Source organism: Stenotrophomonas sp. STK17_22, from assembly GCF_051983905.1.
GTDB lineage: Bacteria > Pseudomonadota > Gammaproteobacteria > Xanthomonadales > Xanthomonadaceae > Stenotrophomonas > Stenotrophomonas maltophilia_A.
Map to the genome: position 1 here is coordinate 5,084,968 of NZ_CP197010.1, position 15,102 is coordinate 5,100,069.

At 66.4% G+C, this 15,102-nt stretch carries 16 protein-coding genes; 5 read left to right on the forward strand and 11 right to left on the reverse strand.

Features of this window, described 5'->3' with window-relative positions:
* Nucleotides 1-2: 2 nt before the first annotated feature.
* The 11 genes from ACSYS9_RS23630 to ACSYS9_RS23680 all read right to left on the reverse strand — a co-directional run bounded on the left by ACSYS9_RS23630 (nt 3) and on the right by ACSYS9_RS23680 (nt 8,864).
* Nucleotides 3-260: an acyl carrier protein gene (locus ACSYS9_RS23630; RefSeq protein ID WP_006402206.1), complete on the reverse strand. Its 258-nt coding sequence runs from the start codon at nt 258-260 to the stop codon at nt 3-5.
* A 17-nt stretch (nt 261-277) separates the two neighbouring features.
* Nucleotides 278-535, reverse strand: a complete 258-nt coding sequence (locus tag ACSYS9_RS23635; protein ID WP_005411610.1) for a phosphopantetheine-binding protein — start codon at nt 533-535, stop codon at nt 278-280.
* Entirely contained in the window at nt 522-1,319 is a 798-nt protein-coding gene (locus ACSYS9_RS23640; RefSeq protein ID WP_071228595.1) for a lysophospholipid acyltransferase family protein, read from the reverse strand. The genes ACSYS9_RS23635 and ACSYS9_RS23640 overlap by 14 nt, the downstream gene beginning before the upstream one ends.
* On the reverse strand, nt 1,312-2,055 hold the full coding sequence (locus tag ACSYS9_RS23645; RefSeq protein ID WP_071228596.1) for a beta-ketoacyl synthase chain length factor: 744 nt from the start codon (nt 2,053-2,055) through the stop codon (nt 1,312-1,314). The genes ACSYS9_RS23640 and ACSYS9_RS23645 overlap by 8 nt, the downstream gene beginning before the upstream one ends.
* A 217-nt stretch (nt 2,056-2,272) precedes the next feature.
* On the reverse strand, nt 2,273-3,286 hold the full coding sequence (gene cydB, locus ACSYS9_RS23650) for a cytochrome d ubiquinol oxidase subunit II (protein WP_005414876.1): 1,014 nt from the start codon (nt 3,284-3,286) through the stop codon (nt 2,273-2,275).
* A gap of 1 nt (nt 3,287) precedes the next feature.
* Entirely contained in the window at nt 3,288-4,685 is a 1,398-nt protein-coding gene (locus tag ACSYS9_RS23655) for a cytochrome ubiquinol oxidase subunit I (protein WP_049462287.1), read from the reverse strand.
* 128 nt (nt 4,686-4,813) lie between these two features.
* Complete coding sequence (locus ACSYS9_RS23660) at nt 4,814-6,013, reverse strand: ABC transporter permease (RefSeq protein WP_071228597.1); 1,200 nt, start codon at nt 6,011-6,013, stop codon at nt 4,814-4,816.
* Between the two features lies 1 nt (nt 6,014).
* The gene (locus ACSYS9_RS23665) at nt 6,015-7,313 is read right to left on the reverse strand and encodes an ABC transporter permease (protein WP_440568676.1); all 1,299 of its coding nucleotides are present in this window, start codon (nt 7,311-7,313) and stop codon (nt 6,015-6,017) included.
* Between the two features lie 318 nt (nt 7,314-7,631).
* Nucleotides 7,632-7,847 carry a hypothetical protein gene (locus ACSYS9_RS23670; protein WP_071228599.1) on the reverse strand — a complete coding sequence of 72 codons (216 nt, stop codon included), beginning with the start codon at nt 7,845-7,847 and terminating at the stop codon, nt 7,632-7,634.
* On the reverse strand, nt 7,844-8,497 hold the full coding sequence (locus tag ACSYS9_RS23675; protein ID WP_071228600.1) for an RNA polymerase sigma factor: 654 nt from the start codon (nt 8,495-8,497) through the stop codon (nt 7,844-7,846). The genes ACSYS9_RS23670 and ACSYS9_RS23675 overlap by 4 nt, the downstream gene beginning before the upstream one ends.
* 37 nt (nt 8,498-8,534) lie before the next feature.
* The gene (locus ACSYS9_RS23680; RefSeq protein WP_005414880.1) at nt 8,535-8,864 is read right to left on the reverse strand and encodes a hypothetical protein; all 330 of its coding nucleotides are present in this window, start codon (nt 8,862-8,864) and stop codon (nt 8,535-8,537) included.
* A gap of 167 nt (nt 8,865-9,031) precedes the next feature.
* Between ACSYS9_RS23680 and ACSYS9_RS23685 the strand changes: the two genes are divergently transcribed.
* Genes ACSYS9_RS23685 through ACSYS9_RS23705 form a run of 5 tightly spaced genes read left to right on the forward strand, consistent with a single transcriptional unit; the run spans nt 9,032 to nt 15,084 of the window.
* Nucleotides 9,032-11,401, forward strand: coding sequence for a S9 family peptidase (locus ACSYS9_RS23685; protein ID WP_071228601.1), 2,370 nt, complete (start codon nt 9,032-9,034; stop codon nt 11,399-11,401).
* Nucleotides 11,398-11,817 (forward strand): NUDIX hydrolase, encoded by a 420-nt coding sequence (locus ACSYS9_RS23690; protein WP_071228602.1) that lies wholly within the window; start codon nt 11,398-11,400, stop codon nt 11,815-11,817. The genes ACSYS9_RS23685 and ACSYS9_RS23690 overlap by 4 nt, the downstream gene beginning before the upstream one ends.
* A 30-nt stretch (nt 11,818-11,847) precedes the next feature.
* Nucleotides 11,848-12,408 (forward strand): hypothetical protein, encoded by a 561-nt coding sequence (locus tag ACSYS9_RS23695; protein WP_071228603.1) that lies wholly within the window; start codon nt 11,848-11,850, stop codon nt 12,406-12,408.
* 35 nt (nt 12,409-12,443) lie between these two features.
* The gene (locus tag ACSYS9_RS23700; RefSeq protein ID WP_071228604.1) at nt 12,444-13,436 is read left to right on the forward strand and encodes a hypothetical protein; all 993 of its coding nucleotides are present in this window, start codon (nt 12,444-12,446) and stop codon (nt 13,434-13,436) included.
* Nucleotides 13,437-13,473: 37 nt separating this feature from the next.
* Entirely contained in the window at nt 13,474-15,084 is a 1,611-nt protein-coding gene (locus tag ACSYS9_RS23705) for a hypothetical protein (RefSeq protein WP_071228605.1), read from the forward strand.
* Nucleotides 15,085-15,102: the final 18 nt, after the last annotated feature.

The following is a 15,102-nucleotide window of genomic DNA, read 5'->3' on the forward strand; positions in this document are numbered from 1 at the left end:
GGTCAGGCGGCTGCCTGGTCCGGCAGCAGCCTGTGCACCACATCGACGATGTCCTGCACGGTACGCACGGCCTTGAACGCTTCCGGCTGCAGGTTGCGGCCGAGCAACGGCTTCAGCTGCACGATCAGGTCGACCGCGTCGATGCTGTCGATGTCCAAGTCGTCGTACAGGCGGGCCTCGGGGGTGATCCGGGCGGTTTCAATCTCGAAGCTGTCGGTCAGGATGCTGACGATGCGTTCGAACAGTTCATTCTTGGTCATGGCAGGTCCTGGCACCGTTACGACTGGCGGGCGGCGACGAACTCGCCGAGCGCGCGCACGCTGGAGAAATGGCGACGGGTTTCTTCCGAATCGGCCGAGAGGCTCACACCGTACTTCTTCTGCAGCGCCAGGCCCAGCTCCAGCGCGTCGATCGAATCCAGGCCGAGGCCCTCGACGAACAGTGGGGCGGTCGGATCGATGTCCTCCGGCGTGATGTCCTCCAGCGAAAGGGAGGAAATGATCAATTCCTTGATCTCGTGCTCAAGTGCTTGCACGGTTCGGATCTCCAGACAGGTCGAAATAACGAGAAAGGTGCTCGGTGACGCGACGGGCTGCCAAGGCATCCCCCCTTGGCGAGTCGTCTTCGGCCAGAAATGGCGCGATCGGGATATCTTCGCCGATCTGCAGCCGAACGTGAAAGCGACGTGAGGGGACACGATACCACTTCTGCCCCTTGGTCAGCGTTGGCGGGCTGCAGGTGATCCGCACCGGGGTGACGTCCAGGCGGCCCCGTACGGCGATGTTGGCGGCCCCGCGCTGCAGCCGTGGCGGCTGCCCGGGCACGCTGCGGGTGCCCTCCGGGAAGATCACCAGGGTGCCGCCGGCATGCACCGCGGCCACGCAGTCATCGACCAGGCCGGCGCCATCGTCATTGGAGATGTAGCCGGCGGCCCGTACCGGACCGCGCATGAACGGGTTGCAGGCCACGGCCCGCTTGACCACGCAGTCGGCGTTGGGCAGCAGCGAGATCAGGCAGACCACGTCGATCAGGGTCGGGTGATTGGCCAGTACCAGCAGGCCGTCGCGCTGCAGGCGTTCGCCGCCCTCGATCTCGTACGTCATCACCCCCAGCCCGCGCATCAGCCGCAGGTGGCTGGCGAAGGCGACCTGGACCACGCGTCGGGCGCGGCGGCGGCGTGCCACCGGGTCACGCATCAGCAGCAGTACCGGCATCACCAGAACGCCCAGCAGCAGGCCGCCCAGGCCAAATGCGACAAAGCTCAGGCCGGTGCCAAACACCCGCCAGGCGTGGTCGAGGCGGCGCAGCAGCTCAGCCACGGCGGCTCCAGCGCCAGCGCTGGCCGTGGGCCACGTGTTCCAGCGCTGGCGCGCCGGACAACAGGAACCGGTGCAGGTCCAGCGCATGCGGCAGCAGGCCGGGCGCAGTACTGGCCTGGGCGTTGGCCGGCTGCCACTGCAGCGACAGCGTCGGCCGGCCCTTTGCCGGGGCGGTCAGGCGCCAGCACCAGGCAAAGAACGGGTCGGGTTCGTCGGCGAACGTCGCGTAAATTTCCGGAAGTGGCGACTCATAGACCACCACCCGCACTTCGCGGGCACCGTCGGCCAGCAGGCCGACGGCCTCCAGGCAAGCCGTCTCCACCGTGGCCTGGCCCGCCGCCAGCGCCAGGTAGTTGCCGCGGTGGCCGCGGGCGATGGAATACAGCGCGGCAATCGCGTTGTGCACGGACAGGCCGAATCCGGTCGGCGACAACGGCTGGTCGCCGACCAGCGCGCCCAGCAGGTCCATCGAACGGGCCACGTCGCCGTGGCGGCTGGCGAACACCAGCGGCACGTCACTGTCGGCGCCCTGCCCGTCCTCGCACCAGCACGCGGCCTGGATCGCCATCCGGCCCAGCCGCTCGATGCGGCGGCGCTGCATCGCCGGCACTTCGGCCAGCGCCGGCGTGTCCGCGCCGTGCGGCAGGTACGGCGCATCGGCCCAGCCCAGCCACTGGCTACGCTCACTCAGGCCGGGCGCCCAGGCAGCCCAGTCGACGATGGAGAATTCGATCATTTAGCGATGGTGCTTCAACGGGAGAACGATAGGCACGAGCCATTACGGCGACGCGCGGCGGCCCCCCGTTCCTGCAGCCGTGCGTCCGTCCAGGACGTCGCCGGCTGCCCCCCTGGCCGCCGGAAAGGAGCGCACGCTAGCACGTCCCGCGCAGGGTGTGCAGGTTTCACATTTCCCAACACGGGGCCCGGCACCGGCAGGCCCCGTCTTCAATCGATCAGTGGTAACCGGTGTCGGCGTGCACCTTGCCGCGGAATACCCGGTAGGACCACGCCGTATAGCCGAGGATGACCGGCAGCAATATGACCAGTCCGACCAGCGTGAAGCCCAGCGACGACGCCGGCGCGGCGGCCTGCCACAGGGTCATCGACGGTGGCAGCAGATAAGGCCACATGCCCAGCACCAGGCCGAGGAAGCCGAGCACGAACAGGGCCAGGCTGAGCAGGAACGGCGGCAGGTCGCGGCGCGGGTGGGTGGCACTGCGCCACAGCGCGGCGGCTACCGCCAGGGTCAGCAGCGGCACCGGCGACAGCCACCAGAAGTTGCCGTCGCTGAACCAGCGCGCCATCAGGCGCGAATCGAGGAACGGCAGCCAACTGCTGACCAGGCCCATCGCCGCGATCACCGCCACCACCAGTGGCCGGGTCATCTGCCGCGCCAGCGCCTGCACGCGGCCTTCGGTCTTCAGGATCAGCCAGGTGCTGCCCAGCAGCGCATAGCCGGCCACCAGTGCGGCACCGGTCAGCATCGCGAACGGGCTGAACCAGGCAAACGGCCCGCCCTGATAGACACCGTCCACCAGCGGGATGCCCTGCACCAGGGTGCCGAGGATCACGCCCTGGGCAAACGTGGCCAGCAGCGAACCGAGGCCGAACGCCACGCTCCACAACCGGCGCGATCGATGCGCCTTGAAGCGGAACTCGAAGGCCACGCCGCGGAACACCAGCGCCACCACCAGCAGCAGCACCGGCAGGTACAGCGCCGACAGCAGCACCGCATAGGCCTTGGGGAAGGCCGCCAGCAGGCCAGCGCCACCGAGCACCAGCCAGGTCTCGTTGCCGTCCCAGATCGGCGCGGCGGTGTTCATCATCAGGTCCAGTTGTTCCTCGTCCTCGGCGAACGGGGCAAGGATGCCGATGCCGAGCACGAAGCCGTCCAGCACCACGTACATCAGCACGCCGAAGCCGATCACCGCGAACCACGCCACCGGCAGCCAGGTCATCAGGTCCATGTCAGCGCTCCTCCAGCGGTTCATCGGCGGCCGACAACGGACGTGCCGGGGTATGGCTGCCATGGTCCAGCGACGGCCCCTCGGCATACGGCTGCGGCCCGTGGCGCAGGATCTTCACCAGGTACCAGATGCCCCAGCCGAACACGAAGGCATAGCCAACCACATAGACACCCAGCGACAACGCCGTCATCCACGCACTCTGCGGGCCGACCGCATCAGCGGTGCGCAGCACGCCATATACCACCCACGGCTGGCGCCCCATCTCGGTGACGAACCAACCCGACAGCAGTGCGATGAAACCGCTGGGTAGCATCCAGTTCCAGCCGCGCAGCAGCCACGGCGAATCCAGCAGCTTCCTGCGCCACAGCTGGAAAGCCGACACCCAGGCCAGCAGCAGCATCAGCGTGCCCAGCCCAACCATGATGCGGAAGGCGAAGAACACCGGCGTCACCGGCGGCCGCTCGCTGGCCGGCACCGAGGTGAGCGGATCGAAGGTGCCGTCCAGGCTGTGGGTGAGGATCACGCTGCCCAGCTTCGGGATGGCGACTTCGAAATCGTTGCGCTCTTCCTTCTCGTTCGGCAGCGCGAACACCACCAGCGGTACGCCCTCGCCTTCCTGGGTTTCATGCCAATGCGCCTCCATCGCCGCGATCTTCATCGGCTGATGCTTGAGCGTGTTCAGGCCATGCATGTCGCCGACGAAGATCTGTACCGGCACCGTCAGCGCCGCGAACGCCACCGCCGCGATCAGCATGCGCCGTCCGGCCTCGACATGTGTGCCCTTGCGCAGGTACCACGCGCCGACGCCACCGATCACGAAACAGGTGGTGATGAACGAGCCCAGCGCCATGTGGGCCAGGCGATAGGGGAACGAGGGGTTGAACACCACCTGCCACCAGTCCACCGGATGCACGATGCCGTTGACCATCTCGTAGCCGGCCGGTGTATGCAGCCAGCTGTTGGACGACAGGATCCAGAACGTGGAGAACAGCGTGCCCAGCGCCACCATGCAGGTGGAGAAGAAATGCAGGCGCGGCGAGACCCGGCCCCAGCCGAACATCATCACGCCGAGGAAGCTGGCTTCCAGGAAGAACGCGGTCAGCACCTCATAGGTCAGCAACGGACCGATGACCGTGCCGGCCACCTCGCTCAGCCGCGGCCAGTTGGTGCCGAACTGGAAGGCCATGACGATGCCGCTGACCACGCCCATGCCGAACGACACGGCGAAGATCTTCTGCCAGAAGAAATACAGCTCGCGCCACACGGGCAACTTCGTGCGCAGCCACCGCCATTCGATGAAGGCCAGCCAGCTGGCCGTGCCGATGGTGAAGGCGGGGAACAGCACGTGGAAACTGATGACGAATCCGAACTGGATCCGGGACAACAACAACGCGTCCAAGGGACGCCTCCTGCCTGCGACCGGTGGGATACCGGACCACTTTAGGAGGATTTCGTTAAGGTGGGATGCGACCGGGTGACGCGCTGCTTCACTTTGTCGCAGGGAAGCTGGATGACAGGATGAACGGGCTACAGGGGCTTCAGCAGGGTCAAGGGCGGCTCCTTGGCGATTCGCAGGGCCCGGGGTACCAGTGCGGTCAAGCAGGTCGCCATCACCAGCACGACAGCGCTCAGTATCGAGACCCACGGTGACCCTGTGATGCCGTCCTGCGGCGACCCTATCCACTGCAACGACATCGCCCCGAGCAGGGCGCCCAACGTGGTGAACAGTGAAACCTCGAACATGATTTCGGCAAAGATCACGGATCCGCGCGCACCCAATGTGCGTCGGATCCCGATGGACTGCCGGCGTCGATCGAGCCACGCACCTACGACCCCGGAAACTCCTGCCATCAGAACACCCAGAACAACCGCGGTCATGATGGCGAGCACGGTCGTAGCGAATCGATCGGCTTTGACGTAGGCGTCGCGATATCCCGACAGCGTCTCGACACCCGCCGGATTCACGATCCGATAGGGCCGCTGCAGCGCATCGACAATGCGATCAAGCGAAGAACGATCAACCTCCGACCTCCACTTCGCCAGATAATAGCGACTGGCGCCCATGGGAAGGCCCGGAAGCAGCGCCCACTGCAAGTCTCGCTCATTGCCTCCTGGTGCCGGTCCAGCAACAGACGCAAATACGCCCACGATGACCCGGCTGCTGCCGGGGCCGAAATGCAGGTGGCGGCCAACAGCACGCTCCGTTCCGAACAGACGGGCAGCCAGCGCTTCACTGATCAGCACCACCGGAGCACCTTCAGCCATGTCGTCCTCTGTGGCATCCCGCCCCAGGACGATTCCCGCGCCCAGCATCGCCAGCAAGCCAGAGCTGGCAGTTACCACAGGAATGCGATCACATCCAGCAACGTCTGTCGTACCCGCGTTCATCGAGTACGCCATGGCCGACTCGCTGGTGCACACACCGTATCGATGGGCTCTTCCCCCGAACGGAACAGCGTCGCTCACAACCGTGCCCTGAACACCGGGCAGCCGGATCGCGGACAGGTCTGCCCGCAGCACTGCAGCATCAGCGCCTTCTTCGACATCCGAGACCCTGACCACACCAATCGATACTGCGTCCCGGATGCTGCGGGTGTTCAATCTGGCGAAGCTGTCCAGCACAGATTGCAGTGCGAACGCACATGCCAGGCTTGCAAGCGCAGCCTGCACTGCAAGCAGTGCGGCGCTTCCCAGATGTCGTCGAGTCTCCCTCATTGATTCGAACATTTCAGGCAGCCCCCTTCGCGAAGGCACTCGACAGTGAGCTGACCCTGCAGATTTCAAACGATGGGACCAATGAACAGAGCAACGTCGTGACGACTCCCAGACCAGCCGCCATCAGCATTGCCCCGGCATGCATCGCTGTTATCGCGCTGGGCAGAACGTCTCCCGCAGCAACCACCCGTATTCCCAGCGTATAGGTGACGACAGCGAGCGCACCGCTTGCGACGCCCGCCGCGATGGATTCCCACATGAGCTGGATGAACACGTCTCGGCGTCGTGCTCCCAGTGCACGTCGTATCGCGAGCTCCCGCCGACGGCGCCCCAGACTGAAGCTCAGCAGCGCCGCCGCGTTGACGATGCACACGCCGAGCAGGATCAGCGACAACCGAAGCTGCATCCTGGCCTGCTCCGGAACCAATCCCAGCCTGTCCAGCCAATCCATCAACGGCCAGAGTGCCACCTGCTGGGCGCCTGGCTCGATCCGAAGCCCCTTTTCATGCGCATAGGCGTTCAGACTCGCGCGGTAAGCGGCGACATCGTCTGCGGTGGGCAGCCACGCCCACAATTGAAGCCAGGAAACGTTGGCCCCTGCAGGATCCGTGTCCTGGTCACCACCCCAGATCGCAGTCCCGTCCAAAACAGTCAGCTTGTCTGCGATTGCGGTTTCAAGCGGCAGGTAGATCTCGTCAGGCTCCACAAACGGCCTGCGCGTGAGGTCTCCCTGAAACATCGGCACCGGATGCCAGTCCTCCGCGACACCCACAACAGTGTAGGTGCGCCTGCCCAGTTCCAACCGATGACCAACACAGTCCTGCGCACACTCGCGCTCGGCGAGCGCACGCGACAGGACCACTATACGACTCGCAGCATGCCCCTCCTCGGCGGTCCATGCGCGCCCTTCAACAACAGCAATGCCAAGAACACTGAACACTTCGGACGTTGCGAACCTCGCACGCAGCCTTGCGCTGGCGGCTCCCGGCCGGGAGAGCGTCACCGCCCCGCCCGCCATGGCGGCCTGCTTCCACAACCTCCCCTGGCCCAGAAGCGCCTTCGCATCCGGCCAGGTCAGTGCCTGTCCCGGATCCGGGGAACCACTGCGCAGTGCATCTGGACGCGCGTCAAGGTAAGGGCGGAACAGTGCCGAGCTCCGGCCTGGAGCGGGATCCGACGATGCCTGGAGAACAATGGAAAGCATCACGGTGGTGATCCCTACCCCCGCACCCAGCATGAGAGCGATTGCCAGATGAGTGCCGACTCTCTGCTTGAATCGGGCAAGCGAAAGCTGGACGTAGTAGAGCATCATCCAACTGCATCCAGCATTGGCTTACTCGCGCACCTGTCCATGTGATTCTCACTCCATGCCTTTGGAAGCTGATGGTTGAGAATCTCTGATTGTGAAACTACGCCTCAAGTGGAGACATGGGATTTGCAACTTTCCTCAGGAAACACACGCAGCTCGTAGGTCCTGGATAGAGCCATCGCCACCGACGACGAGACCGATGTGACGGAATCTGACGCGGAAGACCAACTGTCGATTTGCAGATCACGCCCGATGCCTGGCCATCTGATCAGGTGTTGGAGGAAAAAGCGTCCAGAATGAGGTGCAGGCGTCAGCGTTCTTCTAGACCCAGAAATACCAGGCTGCGGCAGCCACCAACGCCCCCAACAACACCACCTGCACCACCACATAACCCACGCCACTGTCGCGCGATTCAGCGGCAATGCGCTTCTGCAGCGCCTCGCTCACATCCGGCGTTTCTTCCTGCTGCGTCTGCTCACGCAACGCCTGCGCCAGCGCGCGTTCTTCCGCATCGCGAGGATCGGTCGATGGGCTCACAGCAGTTCTCCGGCGGCGGCATGCCGCGTCAGTTCCTGCTTCAGGACCTGGCGCGCGCGGTGCAGGTGGCTCTTGATGGTACCGCGTGCCAGCCCGGTCACCTGCTCGATCTCGACCAGGTCGAAGTCCTCCAGGTAGTGCAGGCCAACGATCAGGCGCTGCGGTGCACTCAACCGCTCCAGCGCCACGCCAAGATGGCGCCCCGCCTGCAGCGCCTCGCTCAGTTCAGCCGGCCCCGGTCCTTCATCGCCGATTCCCAGTTCCTCCGGCACCTCCACCGCCACCATCCATTGCGCCTCCAGCCGCCGCCGGCGCAGGTGCTGCAGCGCGGTGGTGTAGGCCACCCGGGAAACCCAGGTGCGCAGCGAGGATTCAAAACGAAAGCGCTGCAGCTGGCGGAACACGGCCAGGAAGGTTTCCTGCAGCAGGTCGGCCACCTGATCGCGGTCGCCCACCATGCGCCCGATCACATGCGCGCAGGTGCGCTGGTGGGTCTCGACCAGTTGCGAAAACGCCGCCTGCGAGCCGTCGATGATGGCCCGCACCAGGGCCTGGTCCGCATCCAGCGGTGCGGCGGGTGCCGCCATCGCCGCTGCTTCGTGGCGACGACGGCCCCGCAGTGCCGACAGTGCTTCGCCGAGCAGGCTCATCTGCGCGGCGCCCCCTGTGCCCGTGGCATGGGCCGGCTCAGCCCTTGCGTGCGGCAGGACGGGTGAAGTGCCAGGCCAGCAGCTGGCCCAGGCCAGCACTGCCGACCAGCGCGGCGGCGGCACCGAAGGTCAGGTCACGGGCACCGATGGCTTCCAGCAGGGCCATGGCCAACGCCAGGCAGACCAGACTGATGCCCCAGCGCAGCGCCCCTTGGCGGCGGCGTTCTTCTTCCAGCACGGCCAGCGAGCGGATCACTTCCTCCGGCACGTGCGGGGCCACCAGCTTGCTGCGGGCGCGGGCATCGGCAATGGCGTGGATCGCGTAGGCGATGCAGATGAAGAGAGTGATCGGGATCAGTTCCTGCATGGTCGGGCTCCTGTTCGGTGGATGATGCGGGTTCAGGAGAATGGATGCGCGAGGCCGGCTACCGGTTGCACCACTTTGCCAATCCCGCTGCCATGACCTGTGGCCCCTGCCCCGGGCCCTTGCGGCTGCTACGCTTGGCCGGTTTCCTCTTCTGGTGCCGTCCGCCCATGTCCCGAGTGCTGCCCCTGTCCCTCCTGCTGTCGGCCGTGCTGGCCGCACCGGCTGCGCATGCCGCGCCGACGCCGATCACCATCGAACAGGCCATGGCCGACCCGGACTGGATCGGTCCGCCGGTCGAAAAGGCCTGGTGGTCGTGGAACAGCCAGCAGGTGGAATACCAGCTCAAGCGCAACGGCAGCCCGGTGCGCGATACCTTCCGCCAGCCGGTGGCCGGTGGCGTGGCCGCACAGGTGGCCGATGACCAGCGTGGCACCCTGGACGTGGCCGAGCCGGTCTACGACCGCAGCCGCAGCCGCAGCGCCTTCGTCCGCAATGGCGACGTGTTCGTGCGCGACCTGCGCAGCGGCGCGCTGACCCAGCTGACCCGCAGCAACGAGCGCGCGGGCAACGTGAACTTTGCTGCCGACAATGGCGTGATCTGGCGCGTTGGCCAGAACTGGTTCCACTGGACCGCCGCGAGCGGCGTGCAGCAGGTGGCCAGCCTGAAGGCCGAGAAGGATCCGCGCACGCCGCCGAAGGCCGACGTGCTGCGTGACCAGCAGCTGCGCACGCTGGAAACCCTGCGCCGCGACCGCGACCAGCGCGAAGCACTGAAGGACCAGGACCAGCGTTGGCGCCAGGCCGACCCGACCCGCGCGCCGGGCCCGGTGTACCTGGGCACCGACGTGGAGATCGCCGACAGCGTGCTGTCGCCGGACCTGACCCACCTGATCGTGGTGACCAAGCCGAAGGACTTCGATGACGGCCGCGGCGGCAAGATGCCGCTGTACGTGACCGAGTCGGGCTACGAGGAAACCGAAGACACCCGCACCCGCGTCGGCCGCAACGGCTTCGAACCGCACACCCTGTGGTACGTGGACGTGCGCACCGGCAAGGCCGAGAAGGTCTCGCTGGCCGGCCTGCCTGGCATCAGCACCGATCCGCTGGCCGAGCTGCGCCGCAAGGCCGGCAAGGACGCGCTGAAGGGCGAGCGCAGCCTGCAGGTGATGAGCGACTTCATGGGCGGTGGCATCCGCTGGAGCCCCGATGGCCAGCAGGCCGCAGTGATGCTGCGTGCCAACGACAACAAGGACCGCTGGATCATCAGCGTCAACGCTGCCGATGGCCGCGTGCAGAACCGTCATCGCCTGACCGACAACGGCTGGATCAACTGGGGCTTCAACGATTTCGGCTGGATGGCCGATGGCCGCACGCTGTGGCTGCTGTCGGAGGAATCGGGCTTCTCGCACCTGTACACCCAGGCCGGCACGGCCAAGCCGCAGGCGCTGACCAGCGGCAAGTGGGAAACCTCGGCGCCGGTGCCGTCGGCCGATGGCAAGGGCTTCTACTTCCTGTGCAACCAGCAGGCGCCGCATGACTACGAAGTCTGCGCGGTCGATACCGGCAGCCACCAGGTGCGCGAGCTGACCAGCCTCAACGGCGTGGAAGACTTCTCGTTGTCGCCGGACGGCCAGCAGCTGCTGGTGCGCTATTCCGGCGCCTACCTGCCGCCGCAGCTGGCCGTGCTGCCGAGCACCGGTGGCCAGGCCCGCGTGCTGACCGACACCCGCACCGCCGACTACAAGGCGCGCCAGTGGATCCAGCCAAAGCTGGTGGCAGTGCCGTCCAAGCATGGCGCCGGCGTGGTCTGGGCCAAGTACTACGAACCGGAAAACAAGGAACCGGGGAAGAAGTACCCGATTGTGATGTTCGTGCACGGCGCCGGCTACCTGCAGAACGTGCACCAGCGCTACCCGGCCTACTTCCGCGAGCAGATGTTCCACAACCTGCTGGTGCAGAAGGGCTACATCGTGCTGGACATGGATTACCGCGGCAGCGAGGGCTACGGCCGCGACTGGCGTACGGCGATCTACCGCAACATGGGCCACCCGGAACTGGAAGACTACAAGGACGGCCTGGACTGGCTGGTCGACACCCAGCAGGGTGACCGCGACCACGCCGGCATCTACGGCGGTTCCTACGGCGGCTTCATGACCTTCATGGCGCTGTTCCGCTCGCCGGGCACGTTCAAGGCCGGCGCCGCGCTGCGCCCGGTGGTCGACTGGCACCAGTACAACCACGGCTACACCAGCAACATCCTCAACACCCCGGACATCGATCCGGAGGCGTACCGCGTGTCCTCGCCGATCGAGTACGCGCAGAACCTGCAGGACAACCTGCTGATTGCCCACGGCATGATGGATGACAACGTGTTCTTCCAGGACTCGGTGAACCTGACCCAGCGCCTGATCGAACTGCACAAGGACAACTGGTCGATCGCTCCGTACCCGCTGGAGCGCCACGGCTACGTCCGCGCCGATTCCTGGCTGGACCAGTACAAGCGCATCCTCAAGCTGTTCGAGCAGAACCTGAAGTGAGCAACGCCGCGGCCACGATCCATATCGTGGCCGCGGTCATCCTGGATGACCGCGGCCGGGCGCTGGTGGTGCGCAAGCACGGCGCCACCCGCTTCATCCAGCCCGGCGGCAAGCCCGAACCCGGCGAAGCGCCACTGCAGGCGCTGGCCCGTGAGCTGGACGAGGAACTCGGCGTGCAGCTGTGCACCGATGCCTCCATCGCGCTGGGCACGTTCCAGGACTGGGCGGTGAACGAGCCTGGCCACCGCGTGCAGGCCCAGGCCTGGTGGGTGCAGGTGGACGGCATGCCACAGGCACGCGCGGAGATCGCCGAACTGGCCTGGGTGCCGCTGCAGCCACCGCACGGCCTGCCCTTGGCACCCTTGAGCGAACACCATATCCTGCCGGCGGTCGCCACCCGGGTGACGGCCCGCTGAGCAGGCGGGCGCCGACTGCAAGGACATCGGATGTCAATGTCGATCCCGTCGATCCCCTCGCCGCTTTCCCCGGCCTATCACGCCTGGGTGCGCCCGGTCGCACAGGCTTCGTTCTGGCTGTCACTGCTGCTGACGATCTACTTCGTGCTGCAGGGACTGGTGCTGTGGCCGCTGCAGAACCTCACGCTGTGGCACCTGGTGGAAAGCGAAGTGCAGCAACAGCAGCTGCACAGCCTGGTCTGGCTGCTGGCGCACCCGGTGGCCGCGTCAATGGTCGTCGCGCTGTTGTGCCTGGCCTCGACCGTGTCCAGCTGGGGCCTGCTGCGTGAACGTCGCTGGGGCCTGTGGAGCTTCGTGGTACTGCTGCTGCTGAGTGCCCTGACCAACTTCGCAGCCGCCTGGTGGCTGGACCTGTTCATGGGCGACTTCATTCCGCTGCTGGCCGATGACCCGGCCCTGCTGCAGGAGCTGCAGCTGAAACGCTGGCTGATCACGCTGACCGTGGTCGGCATGTCGTTCGTGCTTCTCGGCCTGCAGGGCTGGCTGGCCTGGCGACTGCTGCGCCCCGACGTGCGCGCGCGCTTCCACTGAGCCATACCCCTTTCCCGCGCGACAAGGGCCGTCGCATGCGCTTGCTGACCCTGCTCCCCGCACTGCTGCTGTTCGCCGCGCTGCCTGCGTTCGCCGACGCGTTGCGATGTGGCGAGTATCGCAGCACCGATGGCGGCATGGCGCTGGTGTTCGAATCATCGACTACCGGTTATCGCGCTCTCGATGGTCAGGAACGCGCGCCTCTGCGCATCGACCGCGGCCCGACACAGCCACGCCTGCTGCTGCTTGATGACGGCGTGGCGCAACCCCTGCACGTCAGCGACGACGGACGCACCGTAGACGACGGGGTGGTGAGCTACACATTGCACACTGCGCAGGCCTGCGCGGCATCGCCAACGCCTGCGCACGGCAGTTGCCAGGCGGCGGGCAGCGACTGCTTCGCACGCTTGCCTGGCGCGCCCTTGGCGCAGCTGCAACGCGCCTGCGATGAAGGCGTGGGGGCGGCCTGCTCGGCGCTGCTGCAGCGGACGCGCGAAGGTGCGCGCGACGCGACCGGGCAGGTGGACGAAGGCCTGCAGCGTGCTGCAGCGGATGACGCTGCCGCTCTGCCCACCACAGCACGCGCGTGGCTCCAGAAGCTCTGCCTGCAGCAGCGCGGCGGCCGCTTCTGCACCCAGGTTGCCGAGCAGCAGTTGATTGCGCTGGACCCGGCGTTGGCGGTGCAGGCCCTGCAGGTGGTCTGCGAAGGCGGCCGCGTCAGCGCCTGTGAGCGCATCGCGCCGCTGCGTGGCCTTGGCGCTGACCTGCGCCTGGTTCCACTCCAGCACGTACCGTGCGGTCGCTACCGCGCTGACGTGAACAGCACGCTCGAGATCGGCGACGGCACCCGTGCCCACCTGCGTGACGGCGCCGTGCAACTGCAGCAGGACGGCGAAACCCTTGTGCTGCGTCAGCTTGGCAATGGCGATCTGCTCGGCATGGATGCCCGCACCGGCTACCAGCGTTACCAGCGCGTGCCGGGCACGGCACAATGCACGTCCCCGCGCGAGGGCCGTGGTTCGCCGTAGCACTTTGCGTTTTTCGTTCGATCGTCAAGGAGACGACATGCTTTCACCCGCACCGTGCCGCCACTGGCTGACCTGGGCATTGCTGCTGGCTGCGCCGATGGCCGCCGCGCAATCGCCGCAGTGCGGCCTGTTCAAGGCCGAAGAAGGCAGCGGCACGCTGCGCGTCCAATCAGCCAACCGCGGCGAGCAAGCGTTCTTCGGCAGCGCACCATCTCCAGTCGTTTTTCAGCAGATCGATGGGAAGCTGCAGCTGGTGAATCTGGAATACGGTGCGGTTCGCGAATTGCGGATACGCGATCGCGGCCGCACTGTCGAGATGAGTGACACGATCTTTAGATTGCAGGTACCGGCAGTGTGCGCAGCTGCAGCCGCGCCGACGGAGGGAAGCTGCCTAGCCGATGCGGCGGCCTGCCTGGACAATCGTCACGAGGCGACGCCGGCCGCACTGGAAGCAGCGTGTCGCGAGGGTGTGCCCGGCCTGTGTCTTGAGTTGGCCGATCGTTGGCATGACGACGCAAGGGCGCCGGCCGAGACCCGGGCATCCGAACAGAAAGCAGTCGTCGATAGGGCGCTGGCCGGCATCGAGCTGCCCGCCCCGTGCCGCGAGGATGGCTTCAACAACGGGACGCCCGCCTGTATGGCTGCACTGGAAGCCGATAAAGCGCTGCAGGAAAAGGTCATCAGGGCCGTGATGGGTGCGGCGATGCTTGAGACGATGAGCTCGCTGGCATCCACATACGCACCCGTAGTGGTTCCATCCGGACGGCGCATGCAGTTGCTGCAATTTTGCCAGCAGATGCCCTCTGACCGCTTCTGCAAGCGCGTGGCTGAACTGGCCTGGGACTCGGGCGACCACCTGCAAGCAGTGCGGGCACTGGCCCTGTCCTGCGCAACGGGCGGTGAAGGCGGCGACTGCGCCCGCCTGCCCGGCTTGCAGGCAGTGGGCCCAGCGTTGAGGCCACAACCGGCAACGGTGCTGCCGTGCGGCAGCTTCCATTCCGATGGCAGCTTCATGAATACGTTGACGTTCGGCGATGCAGGCCTGGTCGGCAACGGCGGGAACAGCCAGCTGCGTGCGCGGATCGAAGACGGCGACATCCGCATTCGTCACGACAAGGGCGGCGACTTCGTGCTGCGCCCGTTGCCGGGTGGCAAGCTCCTGGGCCTGGACAACTGGACCCGCTACAAGGTGTTCACCGCCACCGACGAAGGCCCTTCCAACTGCAGCGCGCCGAAGCAGTACACGGTGCTGCCGCTACCGGAGGACTGCCCGCAGGCACTGGCCGATGGAGGTGCCAATGCGTGCTGCGCACAGGGCAGTCTGCAGGGCTGCCATGTGCTCGGAAACCGCCTCGCGTTGTCCGAGCAGTGGCCGCAGGCGGCTGCCCACTTCACCACCGTGTGCCGCGCGGGCGTGCGCGAGGGCTGCGAGAATCTGGTCACCGCCCACGGAGAAAGCCCCGAGGTGGATGCCCGTGCCACGCTGGAACAGCTCTGCAACGCCGATGGCAGTGGCCACCACGTCGCCTGCGACGTGCTGGAAACCGGCAACTGGAGAGCACTGGAACTGGGCCGCGCCCTGCAGAAGGCCATGGAAGATGCGGCGGAAGGGGGCATCCCGCCGCGCAACTCCAACCGCAAGCGCTGAGCCGGCCAGGGCCTGCCC

What these genes read in the sequence shown, in the direction of transcription:
- ACSYS9_RS23630 (WP_006402206.1), bottom strand. Translation starts at nt 260, where the DNA reads ATGACCAAGAATGAACTGTTCGAACGCATCGTCAGCATCCTGACCGAC.
- ACSYS9_RS23645 (WP_071228596.1), bottom strand. Translation starts at nt 2,055, where the DNA reads ATGATCGAATTCTCCATCGTCGACTGGGCTGCCTGGGCGCCCGGCCTG.
- cydB (WP_005414876.1), bottom strand. Translation starts at nt 3,286, where the DNA reads ATGGACCTGATGACCTGGCTGCCGGTGGCGTGGTTCGCGGTGATCGGC.
- ACSYS9_RS23660 (WP_071228597.1), bottom strand. Translation starts at nt 6,013, where the DNA reads ATGTTCGAATCAATGAGGGAGACTCGACGACATCTGGGAAGCGCCGCA.
- ACSYS9_RS23665 (WP_440568676.1), bottom strand. Translation starts at nt 7,313, where the DNA reads ATGATGCTCTACTACGTCCAGCTTTCGCTTGCCCGATTCAAGCAGAGA.
- ACSYS9_RS23675 (WP_071228600.1), bottom strand. Translation starts at nt 8,497, where the DNA reads ATGAGCCTGCTCGGCGAAGCACTGTCGGCACTGCGGGGCCGTCGTCGC.
- ACSYS9_RS23680 (WP_005414880.1), bottom strand. Translation starts at nt 8,864, where the DNA reads ATGCAGGAACTGATCCCGATCACTCTCTTCATCTGCATCGCCTACGCG.
- ACSYS9_RS23685 (WP_071228601.1), top strand. Translation starts at nt 9,032, where the DNA reads ATGTCCCGAGTGCTGCCCCTGTCCCTCCTGCTGTCGGCCGTGCTGGCC.
- ACSYS9_RS23695 (WP_071228603.1), top strand. Translation starts at nt 11,848, where the DNA reads ATGTCAATGTCGATCCCGTCGATCCCCTCGCCGCTTTCCCCGGCCTAT.
- ACSYS9_RS23700 (WP_071228604.1), top strand. Translation starts at nt 12,444, where the DNA reads ATGCGCTTGCTGACCCTGCTCCCCGCACTGCTGCTGTTCGCCGCGCTG.
- ACSYS9_RS23705 (WP_071228605.1), top strand. Translation starts at nt 13,474, where the DNA reads ATGCTTTCACCCGCACCGTGCCGCCACTGGCTGACCTGGGCATTGCTG.